Here is a 17707-nt window from a genome sequence, read left to right on the forward strand (position 1 = left end):
AAATCTAGGGATGACAGCGGTACTCTTGTCGGGGTTAATAATCACCCAACTTAGAACGGGTTACGCGGGTGCTTTAACTAGGTCGCCACCGAAGCTGCGAACGGCGGAAAGATATTCGCCTTATCCGATGGCGAAAAAATGGGGATTCCCGACGTTGGCCTACAAGAACGTTGTGTCAACGTCGTGTGCTTCGAGCCATCTCATCCCCTCGGCCTTGGAGGAGAGGCGGATGTTGTCGCGTGCGCCACCTCCATAGGCTTCGAGGGGGCTTCCTGGCTCGGTGATCCAATCGCGGATTAGCTCTTCCGCTCGGCCTTCGTCGTGGCTGGCGACCCAGCCCTTGGCCGTGTCCACGGTGACTTTCCGCTTTCCGACATAGCCACCACGGACGAGCTTCCGCATGATTTTGACCTTGATTTCTTCGTCAGTTGCCATTTGGGCCTCCCCAATTACACTTACATACCATATCCCCTTATAGCTTTCCGTTTGAACGGACAGTACCATTCTTTTCTGCGAAAGGTATAAGATGACGGAGATAATACGATGTGGTATGAGCCAGACAGCAGCCGAGGAGGAAGCGACGTACGCCGACGGAACGACGCTCGTGAGCGTCCTAGGGACACCCGCACGGGTGCGCATCCTCGCGGTGCTCACGAGCGAGACTGACCGCGACCTAAACCCCACGGAGATCATGGAGGAGGCTGGGATTGGCAGCACCGCGTTCTACGAGCACATTGATGACCTCCGCGCGTGGGGACTGGTCGAAAAGACACGCATGGCCGGAAACTCGCCCATGTTCCGGTTAAACATGGACAGCGAAGCCGCACAGCACCTCGGAAAGTTCGAATGGGAACTCGTCAAGCACTCAATTGAAAAGGAGGAAGCGGGCGAACTCGACGAGAACGAACAACCCATCCTTTCCGAGGAATAGCGACCGTGCTCCGTGCTGATCGGCGCACACAATCCCTGTTTTCTGAAGACTCACGATAGTCGTCATTCTTTGAAGTCGACATTCATGTCGCTTGTGCGCGTTGTTAGAACTTCGACAGGGCGTAAACCACCACGCCCGAGAGCAGCCGGTATCTTTAAATGGTAACAATACGTGGCCATCATACAGCCTAAGGTAGCTAAGGATGATGAGTATGATGATCATATTCAGCAACCTAAGTAACCTAAGGTGACTAAGGAACCTAACCATGTCCGAAAACATCGAACCACGAGCGGTGAATTGTGCGATATTAAAAGGCGGAGTAGGCAAGAGCACGATATCAGTCAACGTCACAGAGCGCCTCGCAGCCCGCGGACACGACGTGCTATTCGTCGATCTCGAACCGAATGGCCACGCGAGTGTAGGTCTCGGATTCGGGGAGCAATACAAGGACGAAGACAGCGATGATATCGGAGATGTGCTCCTTGATGATGGTGATGCATCACCTCAAGACGTCATCTGCGAGACAGATTTTGGATTCGATATCTTGCCATCGACGAAACGGCTGGAAACGATTGAGAAACTGGTCGAATCCTCGAATTTTGCTGACGTTCGACTGCGCAACCACGTCGTCGATCCACTACTCGGGACGGACTACGATTTTATCCTCACAGATCCCCCTGCATATCGGGGGAAGATTACGAACAATGCACATGTCGCAACACAAAATCTTATTGTGCCACTCACGAGCGGCGGCGGCTCGGTCGAAGGTTTCCAGCGGATGATGGAGCGCCAAGTCACTCCATTGCGAAAACAAATCGGGCTCGATATCCTTGCGATCGTGCCCAACAGAATCAACGCTCGAATCGATCACCACAACAACGACCGCAAGCTTGTCGAGAGATTGAACAGGGACTTCGCGGACAAGCTCCCCGAGTTCTCGCGTGTCGATTTCGAAGCTGTCGATAATGGAGTCTTCAACGGAGACTTGCCGAAGCCAGGGATTCGGAAAGACGATAAAATTTCGAAGGCATACAGCGAGCGCAAGCCACTCGCAGCGTACGACCCCGAGAACGACCAACTAAAGCGATTCGACGAGTTAGCTGATATCGTCGAGAACGGAGGGGTGGCTCAATGAGCGATGACGACCCATTCGGAGACATCAACGCGCAGTTAGAGGAGACAGAGGAACTGAATAAGAAAGCTAAGGATACTGATGATGCGGAGGGAAATAAGGATGATGAGCAACCTCAGGATACTGAGGATACTAACTATGATGAGGGTGATAAGGGTAATAAGCAACCTCAGGAGCCTATCGACAACGATGAGGATGCTAATGACACTGATCATGATGAGGATGCTTGTCATGATGAGCAACCTCAGGATGCTGAGGATAGTCAGTATGATGAGGAGCATAAGCATGATGAGCATGCCCCACCGTTTGCGTTCAGCGAGAGTGAGCAAGGACCGATCTACCCACATGAAGATCGTTGGGAGGAGTGGGCTGACGCAAAATGGGAGATTAAGAGCTATCTCCGAGAAAACGGCTTACGGGAGATTCACGGAAGAGAAATCGATGATGCACTCTTGCTGCTCGCAATCGAATCATCAGAAGAAATTGGGGATATCATCCTAGACGCGCGCGGCTACGACTTGAACTGAGAACCGACATCGTCATTCTAATTCTGAACACTCTAACTATCGAGTATAGCAAGCTGTCCCTTCTCAGCCTGTTAGTTTACCACCGACAAGCCTCTTCAGCTGCTACTACGGAGTGGACCAAGGTCAGGGAAGTAAGCATCCCGCAACATCAATACCGATCACGTTCAGGAATACGGGAACGAAGAAAATGGGGAAAATTGCAGCGACAATCGAGTAAACCCCGCCCTTTGCTTTCTGACGACCGTACGGATCGACTGCATCCGTCCGTCGAATACCGTCACTTCCGACGATTTCAGGCTTTCCAACGATGTCAAGACCGACTATCATTCGAATTAATCCCTTCAGAATGAGGTACATCGACAGTAGACCAAAGCCGACGACGGTCAATTGCGAGATATTGAATCCTCCACTACACAACACCTGTTCGGCCTCCGAAACGCCGACCTGCGTGAGCACTGGATCGATCATCGACGGAACAAGAAGCGAACCCGATCCGCCCACCGAGAGCACGAGATCGTGCCGTCCCGAACTCATCATTACATCCACAACCGCCTCAAGACCTGTCTTCGTCATAATTATCTATCCAATCACACACACACACAAACAACAAAAATCACATGCAAGTGGAGCTTAGATACATCACTCTTCGGTGTCAGGATTCAACGATTCTAGTTCCTCCTCGTCCATCTCCCCACGAACATAGCGCATACCGAGATCAGTAATAATATAGGTTCGATTGCGCTGTTCCAATAGCCCCGATTCTGTCAATACTTTGATTCTACGGTTGGCATGGCCCTCACTGATCGAAACGTTTCTCCCCGCTGCCCCTGGACCGCACTCGAATTTTCCATGCTGGTGCTCCCCATAGAACCGCAATATTGATCTGTCCGCACGATGAAACCATGACGCTGTCGGGAGCATATTGTCCTTAGATCAGGGCGATAGATGGTAAGCGATTGGCTTCAGCCCATTAGATCCTTGTAGAGGAATCTCAGGTTGCTCTGTAGAGATATAGTTTTATTACCGAGGACATAGAAGCATCTCTCAACGCGATAATCTCCATCCCGTAAAAGGGAGGATTACCCGGCAACAGTCTGGCAGGACCCCCGGGCAATCCACGATGCGCTGTCCCCACAGCGCGTACATCAACGATCTCGTTCCGCCCTATAAGGCTTTTCGCCTCTCGGAACGATCCCGTCACCCTTAGTTTTTGTACGTGCTGTGGTTCAGCCGTCGTCGATTGTCGCCACCTGTCATGACAATCCATGACAATGGAATCAAAGCAGTGGACGACGAATGATGAATTGAGCGCTGAAAACCTTAGTCGTTCGGCTCGGGACGACTCTGAAGAAAAACGACGGCAAAACCACGCTCTCGATGGATCTGCGCCGACTGAGAGGTGGTCAGCGTGACCGTCGAAATCGAGAATCGCAGAGGGATCGGGGCGTGCATCATCGAGGATGCCGACGATCTCGAGCAATTCACCTTCGAACCGGGCGAGGAAATCCGCCGACTAACGCCTCCGACCGATTCAGACGAAATATGGCTCGTGGGATCGCGCTCGTGGGCCTATCGCGTCTCGTGGATTCGCGGCCGTGATGACCCACCGACACGGGCCGATCACCGCCGCTATTCCATGATTGAGAAAGAATCATGGGAGGAGAGGGAAGTCTCTGAAGCTGAACTTCTCTATGGAGCGTGGGATCACACGGAGGGAGACAGATGACGGGTCGTGGTCGATGTCTGAACCCTCAGACAATCGAATTCCCAACTCTTGCATCCGCTAACCGCGTTCGAGAGCAATTTTCTGACCTCATCATTCCCCGAGACGATGCGCGAAAGAAAACCGTCGCTTTCTGTGGGGATGCTCCTGAACGAGCACAGAAAGCGATCGGACAGCGAGCGCATCGCTCGTTCGAGCGGGCAGACTCAGGCTTCGGCCAGACAGCATTAACACGCTTTGAACGGCGTGAAATCGACTTTAGCAGGACGAATATTTTCCATTCGAGAGCCTGCAAAGCCATAGCCTGCGAGTTCGTCGTGGACGACTGGCTCAGTCAGTACGATCACACGCTTACCGTCAGCGAACATGTCGAAATTTACCAGAGAGCGGGGCAACCGACCGCCAGTGCGAGCGGACCAACTATGCGCGAGGTGGCGGGGTGGTCGGTATGATCGACTCACTTCCCGAGCGGCCACTCTCGTACCACGAAAAGGAGAGCCTCAGCCAGCAATGCGAGATGTTCATCACGCTTGTGTTCGCACAGAACACCGATCAGAACGTCTATGCGTTCCTCCTGGGAGATCCCAACACGGAACGCAACCACCTCGTTGCCTGGGCAGAGGACGAAACAGCCTGGCGCCGTATCGAGACCTTCACCCCACCACTTCCGCAGTGGGAGGTCGTCGAAGAAGCGATCTATACGTTCTTCAGACATCACGAACCAGAAACTGAGAGTTCGCTAGTGTTGTTCAATCCCGAACAAGGCGAGCCTAAGCGGTTCACTCTGGATGGTCAATGAACGAGGCTCGCTTTGCGGTCGTTGGCTGTCTCACGAAGGGCTGTCGGGCGCTGTGGATCATCGAAGACCGCCACACGCACGACACGGCCACCTGTCCACAATGTGGCTCAGCGTTTGCGACCGACCGGTTTCGGGCGTTCGCACAGGCCGACGAGTGGGAAGCCGCCTGTGAGTTACGCGCGCGGATCGCTGCCGATCGCGCCGGACAGTACGACGCCTACGCTGACGAAGACGACTATGGCCAGCTCGCCGAGCGCGCGGAGGAACACCTGACGCGGTATGATGATCTATTCGGATCAGCTGTTGATGACGCCGCAGCACGGCAGAGACGCCGCCAGCGCGAGTTGTTCGCACCTGCTGCCGAGCGCTACCTCGACCAATCCGAGCCGTATCAGGAGGCGGCAGCAGCTTATCTCGAACGCCGGAGGCGAGAACGCAAGCAGATCGTCGAAGCCAGTAACACCGAGACCGCCACGACGCAGGTCACCCCCTTTCAGGAGCGCACAGCAGCCGCTGAGTCGAATCTCACGTTGACGACACCCGAGACATTGCCTGCCGATGTCGACGTGCGCGTGCGTGAGCCCGATACTGGAGCGACCGATCTCTGGAAGTCCCTCTGGCAAAACGACCGCTTACAGACCCGTTTTTGCGATGCGCTACACACGCTGACTGGTGAAACGTACCAGTCGGCGTGGGCGACACTCGTCGAAGACGGAGGTGTGACGGCCCCTGCGAGCACACCGGCACCGAGTTACGCAGAGTACCTTCTGGATGGATTGAAGCGACCGACAGACGAGACGTGGTTCGATAGCCTGCGTGTGACTCGCCAGCTTGGTGGGAGCACGCCATTCGGCAATACCGAGCGTGACGACATCATCAACGGCCCCGTCGCACTGTTCGCTGCGTGCGACGTGACGCCACGTATTGCGGTTCATCTCTCCCACGACTTTTTCGAGCACAAGCGCATTCAACGCGTGCGATTGCTCGACTTCCTCGTTGAGCTGAGCCGAGGGATGGATATCCGAATCGTCTGTCATGGTTCGCTGGCACCGAAGAAGCTCCTGCGCTTGCACGAGGCGGATCTGCCGAGCCGCTGTGTAACTGAGGCCCCACAGCCGTACCATGACGCAGCGAAGCAGGCTGGCGCAGCACCACGGGAGGTCGCCGAGGCTGCACTCACAGACCTCGGCCTCGATCACCCGGCCATCACGGTGCTCGAACGACTGGCAGACGAATCCAGCGAACGGCTCGCGTACGGTGTGCTCAAAGCTGATACCGTGTTTTCCGTCTCCGAGGCGGCGGTCGGTAAACGAGTGCGCACGCTGATCGAACATCGTTTGGTGAGTAAGGATCAGTTCAATACGACGAACTATATCCAGTTGCTCCCAGCGGGCTCACGCTTCTTGGACCGACGCGAGCAGGAACTGGACGCTCAAGATGTGCAAACGGTGCTCGACGGATTTTCATCGGCTGAAACCGACGATTCAGCGGCTGAGTCGGCTGCTTCGACCGATCTAACTGACCCCCCAAAACACTCCCACGGAACCGTGTATACCGGCGCAAGCACGGGAAGGGGGGTTGGTGGGGATGGCGCAATGAGTGAGGAAGAGCCGCTTGCCGTTGCTGGTGTGGATGATGACGTTGTTGCCGCTGGGGAGTGGTTGTCGCTTGATCAGCAAACCGCCGTATCGAGTGCTGTGTCGGATGATTTCGACATTGCCCTCGCTGATGAACCCGCTCCGACTCGTGATCACTGTGGTGATTACCAGGTTGGCTATAATGAGGCCGAGCAGGAAATCGTCGTGTCCCTCCAACCGTCGCCGCTGGCTGCTCGGACAGTGACTCGGTTGTGCGCTGCCTTACTCGACCCACGCCTCATCAACACGCTGTTAACGCCGGAACGGTTGGACGGTGCAGATGGCGAGGACCTCGGTTCACTGCTGGATGACGCAGTGAGTCCGGCGGTCCTCCGAGCCGCACGCCAACTCGGCTGGCTGCCCGATCGAGCCGCGACGGGTGAGGACTATCCGGAGCAACTCATCTCGGCGATGAAGACACTCTTCTCCGACGTTGATGACATCGGCAGTGGGGAGGACTTTGATCCCGAGTTGGCTCGGTCGGTGTGTCGGCGTGGTCAGGGTCTCGCCGGAACGATTACGCACATCTACGATCTCCTCGGGTGGAATGTGATCCGCGAACTCACGTTCCCTGAATACAGCCGCCACTTCCACGAGGATCGCTCGACACATTTGCAGACACTCGCAACACAGGTGGCGATCACGTCACGGTACGGGCATTATCCGATGTCACGGATCGTCTATGAGGAGCGTGCCGACAAACGGGACGGCTCACTCGGAGCACCCGCCGTTGACGACATCGATCCATCGGGTGATCTCATCGGCTCGTGGGTGTTGCGAGGTCCAGGAATCGACCGGATGGCGTCTGAGCTATCGAATCTCGAAGCGTATGCCAATCTGGATGTTCAGGACGAGGGTGCGAATTTCGCGGCGTTCTTCACGGATATCCAGATCGGGCAGGCCACTCGCTTAGAGAGTGTTCGAGAGACGGCCAGACGACTCTGTCACATGAAGCAGTTAGAGCCAACCCGTCCGGCGACGGCACTGCTCTACGCCCTCACCGGCAGCGTCTACCAGACGGCGACAGCACTCTCGGGCTTGGCCGCCGAGACCGACCCGAGCCGCCGGACGATCACACTCGACGAGGTGCGCTTCGCGTTGGCCACGCTCGATCCCGCATCCCTACTCCCCGAGCTCGATGAGGACGAGGAAGGAACACGTCGGAAATCAGCTCGGTCGAAGCTGCTACACGCTCAGTTGACGGCTAGCACCCCATTAACGACCAGTGAGTGGGCCGAGAAAGCGGGCGTTTCGGAAGAGTCGATTCGGACCCACCGCGACGATCTCACAGTGCTCGGCTTGCTGGAGATCGACGATCGTGGGGCGGGAAGGGCGACGTTCTACCGGCTCCGACTGCCGTTCAGGGATGAACGTGGTGATGACGACGCACCCCGCCCGACCCATCTCGTGGCTCCAGAAGACGAGTCACAGTCTCGCTCGATTCGAGATGTGGTCTGTGACCTGCTGGAAGCGCGAGCACTCTTTGAGGATGCGCTCGACGATCAGGCGATCTCAGATGGGCTTGTCGGGTGGCCGCCGTCCCTAGAGCCAGTGATCGAGCGCTGGTCATGGCTCCGACCGTGGTGCGACGTGATCGCTCGGCTGCTTGGCGTCGAGGGTGGTGGCAGCCTCCAGGGACCGAGTGAGTGGATCGAGGGACCGTTTGAGTTCACGAGCCGGTTCGGAACCGAGCCAGCGACGAGACAGGCCCAGCTCGGCGTCTGACCACGCTGCTGAGACCTCACCACCACTCACACAGCGGTTTTCTTGAGTTATTCCTAGCTCGATTCCGCTGATGAATCTCTCTCGATGGTGAGCCACCACTCACACAGCGGTTTTCCCGAGTTATCTCCTAGACTAGCGTGGAACACCGACCGAACTAGACCGTGCTTCCAACGGAACACTATAAACGATCCCACTGATCGGGTTGAGACCTCGGGAAACCTGCTGTTCATCAAGGACCTGTCTTCGACTTTCGTCTTCCTAGTGTTAGTTAGTTATTGCCTATACCAATAGATATAATACACTACCCTGAAGACTGCACTCGATCCGAAACCATCGTCCTTCCGTCCCGTGATTAACTCAGGAAAACCGCTGTGTAGAGGTCACCACAATCCGATCCAACCTCGGTTTCGAGTAAATAACTCAGGAAAACCGCTGTGTGAGAGGTGGGTAACTCGGGAAACTCAGGAAACTCAGGAAAATATAAGGCAAGTCGATACGTCGGGTTTTACTAGAATGGACGACGTCGATTCGATATTCGCGGATGACGTTGATTTGATAAAGGATGCGACAGTCCTCGAAGAGGACTACACCCCCGATCAGATTCTCTGCCGTGATGAGGTCCTGTCCCAATATACGAGCGTCTTCAAGCCGATTTACAAGGGCCGTCCTCCACAGAATGCGTTCCTCTACGGCGATACAGGCGTGGGAAAGACCGCTGTGACGAAGTATCTCCGCCAGGTGCTCGAACACGATCTCGAAGAGAAGAACGAGCAGCTACCGGCGAGCGACCAGATCGATCTGACCGCTCTGTGGATCAACTGTGAGAACTTCACCTCGGGCGATCACACCACTTCCTCCTATCAGGTCGCCGTTGGGATCGTTAATCGGCTTCGGGAGTCAGGGAACCGAATCAACGCAACGGGGTATGCCCCACAAGATGTCTATGATATCCTTTACGAGGAGTTGGATGCGCTTGAGGGAACCGTGTTGATCATCCTCGACGAGATCGACAAACTCGAGTCCGACGATACGCTTCTGTACGAGCTGCCTCGCTCACGAGACATAGGGTATCTTGACTCCGTCCGAGTAGGAGTGATCGGGATCAGCAACGACTACACGTTTCGAAAAACGCTCTCGCCAAAGGTGAAGGACAGCCTCTGCGAGACCGAGATAAAATTCCCAGCCTATGATGCAGACGAGCTAGCGATGATTCTTCGTGATCGGGCTGAACAGGCTCTCTATGAGGAGGCGTACACCCAAGAAACAATCTCGCTGTGTTCGGCACTCGCCTACAAGGAAGCCTCGGGAAGTGCTCGACGTGCAATCCGTTTGCTTCGTCGCTCTGCGGAGGTTGCTGAGGAAAATAGCTCCGAGCAGATCGAACCACCTCATATCCGGCAGGCTGATGAGGATTTGGAGTACGGGAATATCGTTGAATCCATCGCAGATCAGGACGAGGAGAAACTCAACATTCTGAAAGCAATTGGTCATCTCGATGAAGCAGGACTCACACCTGCTCGGACGCGAACCGTCCACACTGCATACGCTCGCGTGGTTTCTGCCTATAATAGTGGGAAACAGCCACTCACCCAACGGGGGATGTTTAATCATCTCTCGAAATTGGTTATGTTCGGCTTTGTGCGGACGATTGACCGGAACAAGGGTGCTGGTGGAGGGCAGTGGAACGAACACGAACTCAGTGACGATCTCACCATCCAGAAGATCCGTGAGGCGTTTGAGGAGTGTGATCGACAGTGGCTCCCGATTGATCTCCGTGGTGTGGCGGAGTAAGTCATAGAACCAGCACGAAGCCCTGCCAGATGTTTCTGAGATAGCTGTTAAGTGATCGACTTCGGTTCCGGCGCGATCGGCACGCTCCACTCCTGCCTTACGATGAAAAGAGTCGTTTAACGGAAAGATTCATTCAATAGGCACGCAAAATCGAATCATGCGGATCAAATACATTACCTATCAAGTTGTCTGGAAAGACAACGGCGAACGGAGGGAAAAACAGATCAAATGTGACGAAACGAAACACGTTGACGGCAAACGTCAATTTATCAAAGACGGAGAGGTGAAACTCGCCATCTCCACAGACGCGCTCATATCATACAAGTTGGAAAACATCCAGTGCAAAACGATCAACTCGCTCTCGGAACTGATCGAGACAGCTAAATTGCACTATCGCTACAACTACCGACACAAACTACCGTTTTTCAATTGATTCTGGTCTAAATCTATCATTTTGAGAGAACGCGTTGACGCGTTCTTGCATCGCCTTATGTAGTGTTTGGATCCACACTGACCACCTTCTATTACATAAGGTTCTAAGATCGCTATCACACATCGATTGAGGAGTGTTAGAAGAAATCGAATGAAGCTATCTGGATGACCAGACCATCGCTCTATCTCTTTCGATTACGACGGTTGATCCGTTCTTGTTCTCGTTTCATTGCCTCAATCCGATTTTGCTGTTTAGTCGGAGATGCTGAGTCCTCCGTTTGATGATGGTCTATTATGTGGTCTGCTGTCGTTTTTCGTCTAGCGCTGGCCGATCCACTCGAAAGCGATCGTTGCGATGATGATCGCATTGTTTTTTTGACCACCCATTTCACACCTACTATAAGTGCAGCACGTCCGAGATAGAGGCCTATCACTGCCAGCAGACCACCACTAATCATTGACAAATCGATCGAGAGACCGGTATTCAGCCATATCCCTGAGCCGATGAGAGGGGTCGTAACTCCCGCCACGGCTGCCGCGAGACCCTGTGTCCACCTATCGTATTTATAAAGTACGGTGAAAATCCCTCCACCGACAACAATCCCGCTGATAAGAGCTGCCCAGAGCAAGGTAGTTACTTGTTCGATTGTTATTCCCACTGCGGATTTGAAGCGAAAGATGCCAATTAAGCCGATTGCACCTATTGAGAGGATGACCATCAATCCAGTCTCCTCATACATATCTCCCATATCTATGTCATTGAATTGCATGTCAGAAAAGTGTACTGGTCTGATAGACTGATACACAAGGAATGCTCTTGTTTCCACGAATAACGGTCTATGCTTCCATAGTTCCCACACCAGAACGACATTTGAGAACTAATGGAAACAAGATATATAATGCATGATATGCTATTGGTCTGTATGATGTGGACTGATTCGAAGACAAGTGATCGAATATGCCAATGACATCTCCAGCGGTCTCAGTCCGAGCACGGAGTGGCTTGATAAAATGTGGAATCGCAGGCGTCATCGTGGCCATACTGCAACTATGCAGGCTGCTTGGGATCGACTTATCCTTGACCCAGATCAGCCCGCGTTTCGGTGACGTGTCGGCGATTGTCATGGAGGCCACAGGAATTGCTTATCTGGCACCTGGAGATCAATCGTTGGTCTCTGCATTCCTGTTGATTGTCGCAGGGCTATTGGTTGTCGCGGCAATGATTGATTTTCGTTTCTGCCTCACAGCCAGAAAAACAACCGTTTGACGCCGACTCCGCTTCAAATCTACTCCGAGAAGTGTCTCACAGCAGGATGATAGTTGTAGTAATGGCAGGTCCAACACGTGAGAACGCGGAGTCCAGGACCCGCCATATCGATGACTGGCATAGACACACTTAATCGTTGCTCAACTACTCGTCTCGCAGTTCTTCGATGAATTGTTCGATTTGTGTGAGTCGTTGCTCGTGATCTTGAAGCTCATCCGCTGCATTCTCGGAAATTCCGTTGCGATTGTGGACAATCCAGCGGATATATTCTGTCCGGTTTGCAAATCCTCGATTCTCTGCTTCATCATCCAAATCCTCAATTTCGTCCTCATCAAAGCGAATCGTAACGGGCTGCATATTCATTCACAATTAGGATGTGGACAAAAGACTACGTGTTGTCGTTTGTAATCATACTGAGTACGTAATCGTATAGATGCTATACGAACATATTTTAGTCGAGTGGAACAATATTAAGACCATATGATCATCAATATCGAAGAAGTGAACTCCTGGTTGGTGCTCTTCCGTAATCATGTGGGATGGACATTTGGTGGTGGAGGTGGTTTATCATGACAATCTCCGATAGCGATAACCGTCAATTATCACGTCGAGCAGTCATGCGTGGACTAGGAGCCGTCGGCGCAACCGGCGCAAGCACGGGGATGAGCGGCTGTTTATACCTTATGGGAACTCGACAGCGGGAAGCGCGTCAACAGCAACGAATCTCTGCCAACCCGATCTCATTTGCCTCACAACGCAATCGAATCACGCCTGCTCAGGCAGATCTGAAAGTGACAACCCGCTCAAAACTGATCAACGCCGTCGGTCAGCCAAATACGACCATCTGGATTCCTGGCGATGCGACAATCGATATGACTGGTGAAAGTCAGATCAAAATCGCCAATAACGTCACAATTGCCAGTAATCGAAATTTGAAGGGCGGCAAAGGAGGGCTGATCAAAACGACCGATCGCCAAAATTACGGCGTATTCATCACTAAGAGTCCGAAAGTCCATTTTCGAGTGACTGGAGTCCGCTTGAAGGGGCCTCGTACTGATCACTTCGATCCAGTTGCTCAAGGGCGGAGTCTTCATGACTACACTGTGACTGGTTTTCGAGCCTATGGCAGGTCGATTATCGTCGATAATTGCGAAGTGTTTGGATGGACGAACGCGGCGTTCATCCCAGGGACAAAAGACACTCAAACACAGGGATGGTTCCACCACAACTCGATGCATCACAATCAGATGAATCGTCTTGGCTATCCGATGGATCTGTACAATGGCCAGCATTTGATCGAGTGGAATTATTTTGATTATAATCGTCACTCCATCGCGGGGTTTGGCTATCCGAATAACGGGTACGAAGCTCGGTTCAATGTCGTCGGTCCAAATGCAATCCAACACGCGTTTGATATGCATTATTTGGGAGAGAACCGCGACGATCTTGGTCGATCGAAGCAGGGGATGGTTGCTGGAAAATATGTAAATGTCCACCACAACGTTTTCGAGCTCACATCGAACTCTGCGTTCTCAATCCAAGGAATTCCGAAGCAGCACGCTCGATTCGCCTACAATTGGTGTGCTGAGCCAAAAGAGGGTGCGAGTTCTGGAGATCCGGAAGGGGTTGTATTTTATCCCGATGGAGCAGCGGTCCGTGTCAATAAAAACGTCTATGGACAAAATAAAGCAGCACTCCAAAAGGGCCGCAAATGGCTCAAGGACCTTCAGAAACAGCTTATAAAGGACCCAGAGATCTTTCCGACCCAACCGTCACCTACAGGACTCTCGATCTCGCTCTCGCTAACAGCACCACCTATTCTCTCCAGAACAGGGAATACAACCACAACTCCAAATTCGACATCAAACAACACAATGGAAACTTCATCACTTGCCTCACAATCGAAACGCGCCAACCCTCTGACCGGGACAGAACTTACACCTGTTGGAGGCTCGCATTGATGAGACACTGGCTTGTGCTTGTGAGTGTTGTTTGTTTCCTGATCGCGCCGATCGCAGGTGCGCCCGTTTCGTCGGCAGTCGAGGAATCACCTCAAACACACACGCTAATAATTTCCTCAACCAACGAATCTGGTTCTGTTTCGTATGTGGTAACAACATCTGGTAATCTCACGGTCAAGAGTGCTGAACCCGATGATTATGCTCCACGAGAATACCGTCTAGCTGGAACAGTTGGCTCAAAGCACGATTCAAGGGATGTTGTCCACTACACTGGATTCATCGAGAGCTTTGAATCGCAGAATGATAAGATCCAGATTCGTCTCGACGGGACGCAAATCGAACCCGATGTTCTTTCTGGGCAACATATTCAGATCACACGGCAAAACAACTCTTCTCCACCAACCCGCTATCAGCTTGCCACAACAGGGAAAGTCAGTCAAGGTGAACTGGCCGACCAGAACGACACCGCGACAAAGGGCCAGATTCGTGGAAATGTTAGCGACCGTGCAGATTCATTTTACTTCACGGGGAATATCATGAACGACTCGCTGTCACTCACAGGGTCGGCACACGTCACGATCAACGGCCAAAACGCGAGCGTGTTCGTCTCGAATCCCCCTCCAACACCACCACCAACAACATCAGTATCAACGTCGACACCGCCATCAACAATAGCACCAACCTCGACACCGGTACCAATAGATTCACCCACCGAGTCGACTTCTCCCGCTAAATCTCAAACAACCGCATCATCGCCGGAACAATCTTCGCCCCTCAAATCAGTGATGGTCGGTTTCGTAGGAGGGATCATTATCGTCGGAGTCGCCTTGTTCGTGTTCTTCCGTGTGTGATCTGACTGCCACAGAGAGTGGTGGACTTTATTGCTATTTGAGTCGGCCAACTTCCAATCCATTGAATATCAGGGGTGAGTATGCTCTCACGATGACAGCACCGATCGGTCGTGTAGCAGAATCGTTCGATGACTCAATTTATTTCGTCTTTCGCGTGCTCGTTGGAGCTCTGTTCATGCAGCACGGCGCTCAGAAGTTGTTTGGCCTTTTCGGTGGCATAGACGGGAGCGGTGGTACCGCACCGCTGATGGGAATGTATGGGCTTGCTGGCGTCATTGAACTGTTAGGAGGTCTTCTTATTGCTGTCGGAGTGCTCACTCGGCTCATTGCTCTCATCACAACCGGTCAGATGATCATTGCCCAGCTCATTGCTCATATCCCTGAAGGAGTTGTTCCAATTCAGAATGGAGGAGAACTCGGATTGCTCTATATCGTTGCGTTTCTTATTCTGATTGTGAACGGTGATGGCCGTTACAGCATCGAACGATATGCTCTCGGTCGAGAACTCTTTTAGCAGAACAGCTGCAATAGGCGATTCATGGGTATTAGTCCGTGACTCTCGGATCGCTAATTAATTCATATAATGCTGATGTGGCGTGTATCTTGGTAATATAACCAGCTGCACTGAGGATCTGGAGCCGTTTATGAATATGCTGCCGAGACCAGTCCAGTTCATCAACGAGGTAAGCTTGTGTGCATCGTCCCCTTTGTAGATGATCTAGTATTTCGTGATCTGCTTCGTTTAGATCTACCATATCGTCGTTATTGAGTTTGTTTATAATAAGCCATGTGTATATTAATACGGATATCGGTGGACAGTTTAACTCTGATTATGTTGTTGTGATTGCGCAATCATTCTGTAGACGGTCTTATGTACAATGTTTAATCGAATGTCTATGTAACACCGTAAATTATATTGCCGTTTAGATATGACTTAGATCACATGGAGCTTGGTGTTAAACCGATTAAGGGAGTATTGTCTATGGTACAACAACAAATTGTCGAAGTCCTAGGTAAAGCCCGGTCCCTACCCATCTCGGTGAGTAAGTTGCAGCCGCTAGCAGTGTTCATGGCGACGTTTTCGGTGATGGTGGCTCCAGCGAACGCACAAATGAGAGATGCGGTATGCAGTACGGGAGTCGGTGATCTGCTTGCTATGATAATCGCATTGCTAGCACTGGGGCTTGCTTACTATTCGATATTCGATTTCTATAATGGATTTAAAAAGGGGAATTCGAAGGATTCGCAAAAGCGAGCGACAGCAGGCAACGATTACCAATCTGCCTTTAAGAAGATCGTCGGTTCGGTCTTCATCGCCAGCTCTCCAGATTTCCTCACGGCACTCGGATTCAATCTTCTCGATTGTGTCTCAGTCGTGCAGATCTTTTCATAAAAAGCACTGTTCCTAAGCAACAAAACTTGGATTTGATTCATTAACGAACCATGAAACGAACTATTCCATCGGTTGATTCGTCCCCCATTAGTCGCATCGCTATTATCGCGTTCTGTGTTGCACTGCTCACCGTTTCTTCGGTTAGTGCAGCCATGGTAGCGTCAGACACAACGAACAAGGTTTCATCTTCAAATCAATTTGCTACCAACTCGACATCGGCTAAGCCGATGACCGTCGTGGAAGATGTGCGGCTAACCTACGAAAAGGGTGATCCACCGCTACCATTCAATGTGGATGTGAAAAAATTAAATGAAAGTAAAGTTGCCATTGTCTACCAGCATAACAACACGACCAAAACATGGCATACGACGGCGGATAACGTCGTCAATCACCATACATTATCTGGCGATGGCACTGAAAATCCAACCTTAAAAAACTTACTCGGTGCAGAAATCGAGAAAACGAATGTCTTTAAAAACGAAATGAGGCCTTATATAAGGTCTGGTAAATCTGGCAAGAAAACTGGTGTTGAAGGCCGTAAACAATACCAACGGGAATTAAATGAAGAAAATCCTATCTACAACCTACCAGGTCCAGTCAAGGCGGCAAAAGACATCTACAAATGGATCGTAGATTCCGCCACTAATGGAGTCTCTGACTTAATTGATGCATTCCATGGGTTTGTGCTCTCGCTTCCTGCACCAGGGGAACCGTTCAAACCATCAACATGGTTCCCAAATTCGGCCACTCCGATCAATAATACAACCTCTCCAAATAATACGTCGTCTCTGATTGAAAATAAATCAGCATTGGGATCACAGGGAAACTCGACTAACGCTACGAACGCGAGTTCGCCACCAGTGAACAACACTGATGGATGGTGGGATGCTGTGTGGACGATTTATGGCGGTCTGACATCCCTTGTCGCGCTGCCAATGTTTGTCTCGTGGGTTTACGCATGGTCACGGAACACGGGAACACAACGCGAGCGCGAGCAGTATTTGCACCAGATGGCGCAGTCCGTAGGAATGATTATTGGCGGGCTCGTCGTCCTCCCGCTCATTCTCCACCTGTCGAACGAGTTGGCAGCGGGCATTGTTCCGGATGGTAACACGTTCATACAGACTCCGGAGAATATCGCTAAATTCGGCCTTGGATTGCTCGTTGGTGGGTTCATCACACTGGTTGAATCTGGTCTTATATTTGTTGGCCTTGTATGCGTCTTCGTCCAGTGGGTGTTGACGTTCTTGATTGTTGCAGCATGGCCGCTGTTTGCGGTCTGCTTAGCGTCTGGTAATCGCTATATCCGTCCATATGGAGAGAGCGGCGTCGTTGCGTTTGGGACTCTTATTGTGTTGAAGCTTATTCAAGCGGTTTGGCTTCGACTTCTCATAGAACTCCCACTCGCGTATAGCGATGTTGGCACGAGCTTGCTGACAATAGTGACAATTATGATCGGTGTTTCCCTTGGATTCATTTACCTGCCGTATTATGCGGTAAAGAATCTGCTCCCTGAAATGGTCTCACAAATCGGTGGT

General features: G+C 52.0%; 20 protein-coding genes. 13 read left to right on the forward strand and 7 right to left on the reverse strand.

What is annotated here, in order from left to right; genetic code table 11:
• Nucleotides 1–159 precede the first annotated feature (159 nt).
• Nucleotides 160–435, reverse strand: coding sequence for a hypothetical protein (locus tag MW898_RS25135; protein ID WP_248911050.1), 276 nt, complete (start codon nucleotides 433–435; stop codon nucleotides 160–162).
• 115 nt (nucleotides 436–550) lie between these two features.
• On the opposite strand from MW898_RS25135, the gene MW898_RS25140 reads away from it, so the two are divergent.
• From MW898_RS25140 to MW898_RS25150, 3 genes are all read left to right on the forward strand, one after another.
• Nucleotides 551–931: a winged helix-turn-helix domain-containing protein gene (locus tag MW898_RS25140; RefSeq protein WP_248911051.1), complete on the forward strand. Its 381-nt coding sequence runs from the start codon at nucleotides 551–553 to the stop codon at nucleotides 929–931.
• Nucleotides 932–1196: 265 nt separating this feature from the next.
• Nucleotides 1197–2066 carry a ParA family protein gene (locus tag MW898_RS25145; protein WP_248911052.1) on the forward strand — a complete coding sequence of 290 codons (870 nt, stop codon included), beginning with the start codon at nucleotides 1197–1199 and terminating at the stop codon, nucleotides 2064–2066.
• Entirely contained in the window at nucleotides 2063–2590 is a 528-nt protein-coding gene (locus MW898_RS25150; RefSeq protein WP_248911053.1) for a DUF7970 domain-containing protein, read from the forward strand. Before MW898_RS25145 ends, MW898_RS25150 begins: the two co-directional genes overlap by 4 nt.
• A 123-nt stretch (nucleotides 2591–2713) precedes the next feature.
• On the opposite strand, the gene MW898_RS25155 is transcribed toward MW898_RS25150, so the two are convergent.
• Together MW898_RS25155 and MW898_RS25160 are read right to left on the reverse strand one after the other, a co-directional pair.
• Nucleotides 2714–3163, reverse strand: a complete 450-nt coding sequence (locus MW898_RS25155; protein WP_248911054.1) for a hypothetical protein — start codon at nucleotides 3161–3163, stop codon at nucleotides 2714–2716.
• Nucleotides 3164–3229: 66 nt separating this feature from the next.
• Nucleotides 3230–3511 (reverse strand): winged helix-turn-helix domain-containing protein, encoded by a 282-nt coding sequence (locus tag MW898_RS25160; RefSeq protein ID WP_507237226.1) that lies wholly within the window; start codon nucleotides 3509–3511, stop codon nucleotides 3230–3232.
• A 487-nt stretch (nucleotides 3512–3998) separates the two neighbouring features.
• On the opposite strand from MW898_RS25160, the gene MW898_RS25165 reads away from it, so the two are divergent.
• The 6 genes from MW898_RS25165 to MW898_RS25190 all read left to right on the forward strand — a co-directional run bounded on the left by MW898_RS25165 (nucleotide 3999) and on the right by MW898_RS25190 (nucleotide 10698).
• Nucleotides 3999–4316: a hypothetical protein gene (locus tag MW898_RS25165; RefSeq protein WP_248911056.1), complete on the forward strand. Its 318-nt coding sequence runs from the start codon at nucleotides 3999–4001 to the stop codon at nucleotides 4314–4316.
• Complete coding sequence (locus MW898_RS25170; protein ID WP_248911057.1) at nucleotides 4313–4765, forward strand: hypothetical protein; 453 nt, start codon at nucleotides 4313–4315, stop codon at nucleotides 4763–4765. The genes MW898_RS25165 and MW898_RS25170 overlap by 4 nt, the downstream gene beginning before the upstream one ends.
• Nucleotides 4762–5112, forward strand: coding sequence for a hypothetical protein (locus MW898_RS25175; RefSeq protein WP_248911058.1), 351 nt, complete (start codon nucleotides 4762–4764; stop codon nucleotides 5110–5112). The genes MW898_RS25170 and MW898_RS25175 overlap by 4 nt, the downstream gene beginning before the upstream one ends.
• Nucleotides 5109–8474, forward strand: a complete 3366-nt coding sequence (locus tag MW898_RS25180; RefSeq protein WP_248911059.1) for a DUF5817 domain-containing protein — start codon at nucleotides 5109–5111, stop codon at nucleotides 8472–8474. Before MW898_RS25175 ends, MW898_RS25180 begins: the two co-directional genes overlap by 4 nt.
• Before the next feature lie 513 nt (nucleotides 8475–8987).
• Nucleotides 8988–10265 carry a Cdc6/Cdc18 family protein gene (locus tag MW898_RS25185; protein WP_248911060.1) on the forward strand — a complete coding sequence of 426 codons (1278 nt, stop codon included), beginning with the start codon at nucleotides 8988–8990 and terminating at the stop codon, nucleotides 10263–10265.
• 157 nt (nucleotides 10266–10422) lie between these two features.
• Entirely contained in the window at nucleotides 10423–10698 is a 276-nt protein-coding gene (locus MW898_RS25190) for a hypothetical protein (RefSeq protein WP_248911061.1), read from the forward strand.
• 181 nt (nucleotides 10699–10879) lie between these two features.
• On the opposite strand, the gene MW898_RS25195 is transcribed toward MW898_RS25190, so the two are convergent.
• Together MW898_RS25195 and MW898_RS25200 are read right to left on the reverse strand one after the other, a co-directional pair.
• The gene (locus MW898_RS25195) at nucleotides 10880–11467 is read right to left on the reverse strand and encodes a hypothetical protein (RefSeq protein WP_248911062.1); all 588 of its coding nucleotides are present in this window, start codon (nucleotides 11465–11467) and stop codon (nucleotides 10880–10882) included.
• Between the two features lie 641 nt (nucleotides 11468–12108).
• A complete protein-coding gene (locus MW898_RS25200; protein WP_248911063.1) occupies nucleotides 12109–12321 on the reverse strand; it encodes a hypothetical protein in 213 nt (70 codons plus the stop codon).
• Nucleotides 12322–12533: 212 nt separating this feature from the next.
• Between MW898_RS25200 and MW898_RS25205 the strand changes: the two genes are divergently transcribed.
• Nucleotides 12534–13925, forward strand: coding sequence for a hypothetical protein (locus MW898_RS25205; protein WP_248911064.1), 1392 nt, complete (start codon nucleotides 12534–12536; stop codon nucleotides 13923–13925).
• Between the two features lie 517 nt (nucleotides 13926–14442).
• On the opposite strand, the gene MW898_RS25210 is transcribed toward MW898_RS25205, so the two are convergent.
• The gene (locus MW898_RS25210; RefSeq protein WP_248911065.1) at nucleotides 14443–14637 is read right to left on the reverse strand and encodes a hypothetical protein; all 195 of its coding nucleotides are present in this window, start codon (nucleotides 14635–14637) and stop codon (nucleotides 14443–14445) included.
• Between the two features lie 230 nt (nucleotides 14638–14867).
• Here MW898_RS25210 and MW898_RS25215 point away from each other — a divergent pair, with 230 nt between their 5' ends.
• On the forward strand, nucleotides 14868–15290 hold the full coding sequence (locus MW898_RS25215) for a DoxX family protein (RefSeq protein WP_248911066.1): 423 nt from the start codon (nucleotides 14868–14870) through the stop codon (nucleotides 15288–15290).
• A gap of 31 nt (nucleotides 15291–15321) precedes the next feature.
• Here the strand turns inward: MW898_RS25215 and MW898_RS25220 are convergent, their stop codons facing one another.
• On the reverse strand, nucleotides 15322–15531 hold the full coding sequence (locus tag MW898_RS25220; protein WP_248911067.1) for a helix-turn-helix transcriptional regulator: 210 nt from the start codon (nucleotides 15529–15531) through the stop codon (nucleotides 15322–15324).
• A gap of 227 nt (nucleotides 15532–15758) precedes the next feature.
• Between MW898_RS25220 and MW898_RS25225 the strand changes: the two genes are divergently transcribed.
• Together MW898_RS25225 and MW898_RS25230 are read left to right on the forward strand one after the other, a co-directional pair.
• A complete protein-coding gene (locus MW898_RS25225) occupies nucleotides 15759–16169 on the forward strand; it encodes a hypothetical protein (protein WP_248911068.1) in 411 nt (136 codons plus the stop codon).
• A gap of 50 nt (nucleotides 16170–16219) precedes the next feature.
• The coding region (locus MW898_RS25230) for a TrbL/VirB6 family protein (protein ID WP_248911069.1) at nucleotides 16220–17707 on the forward strand (1488 nt) is incomplete at its 3' end.

This window comes from Halocatena marina, assembly GCF_023276375.1.
GTDB classification, from domain to species: Archaea; Halobacteriota; Halobacteria; order Halobacteriales; family Haloarculaceae; genus Halocatena; species Halocatena marina.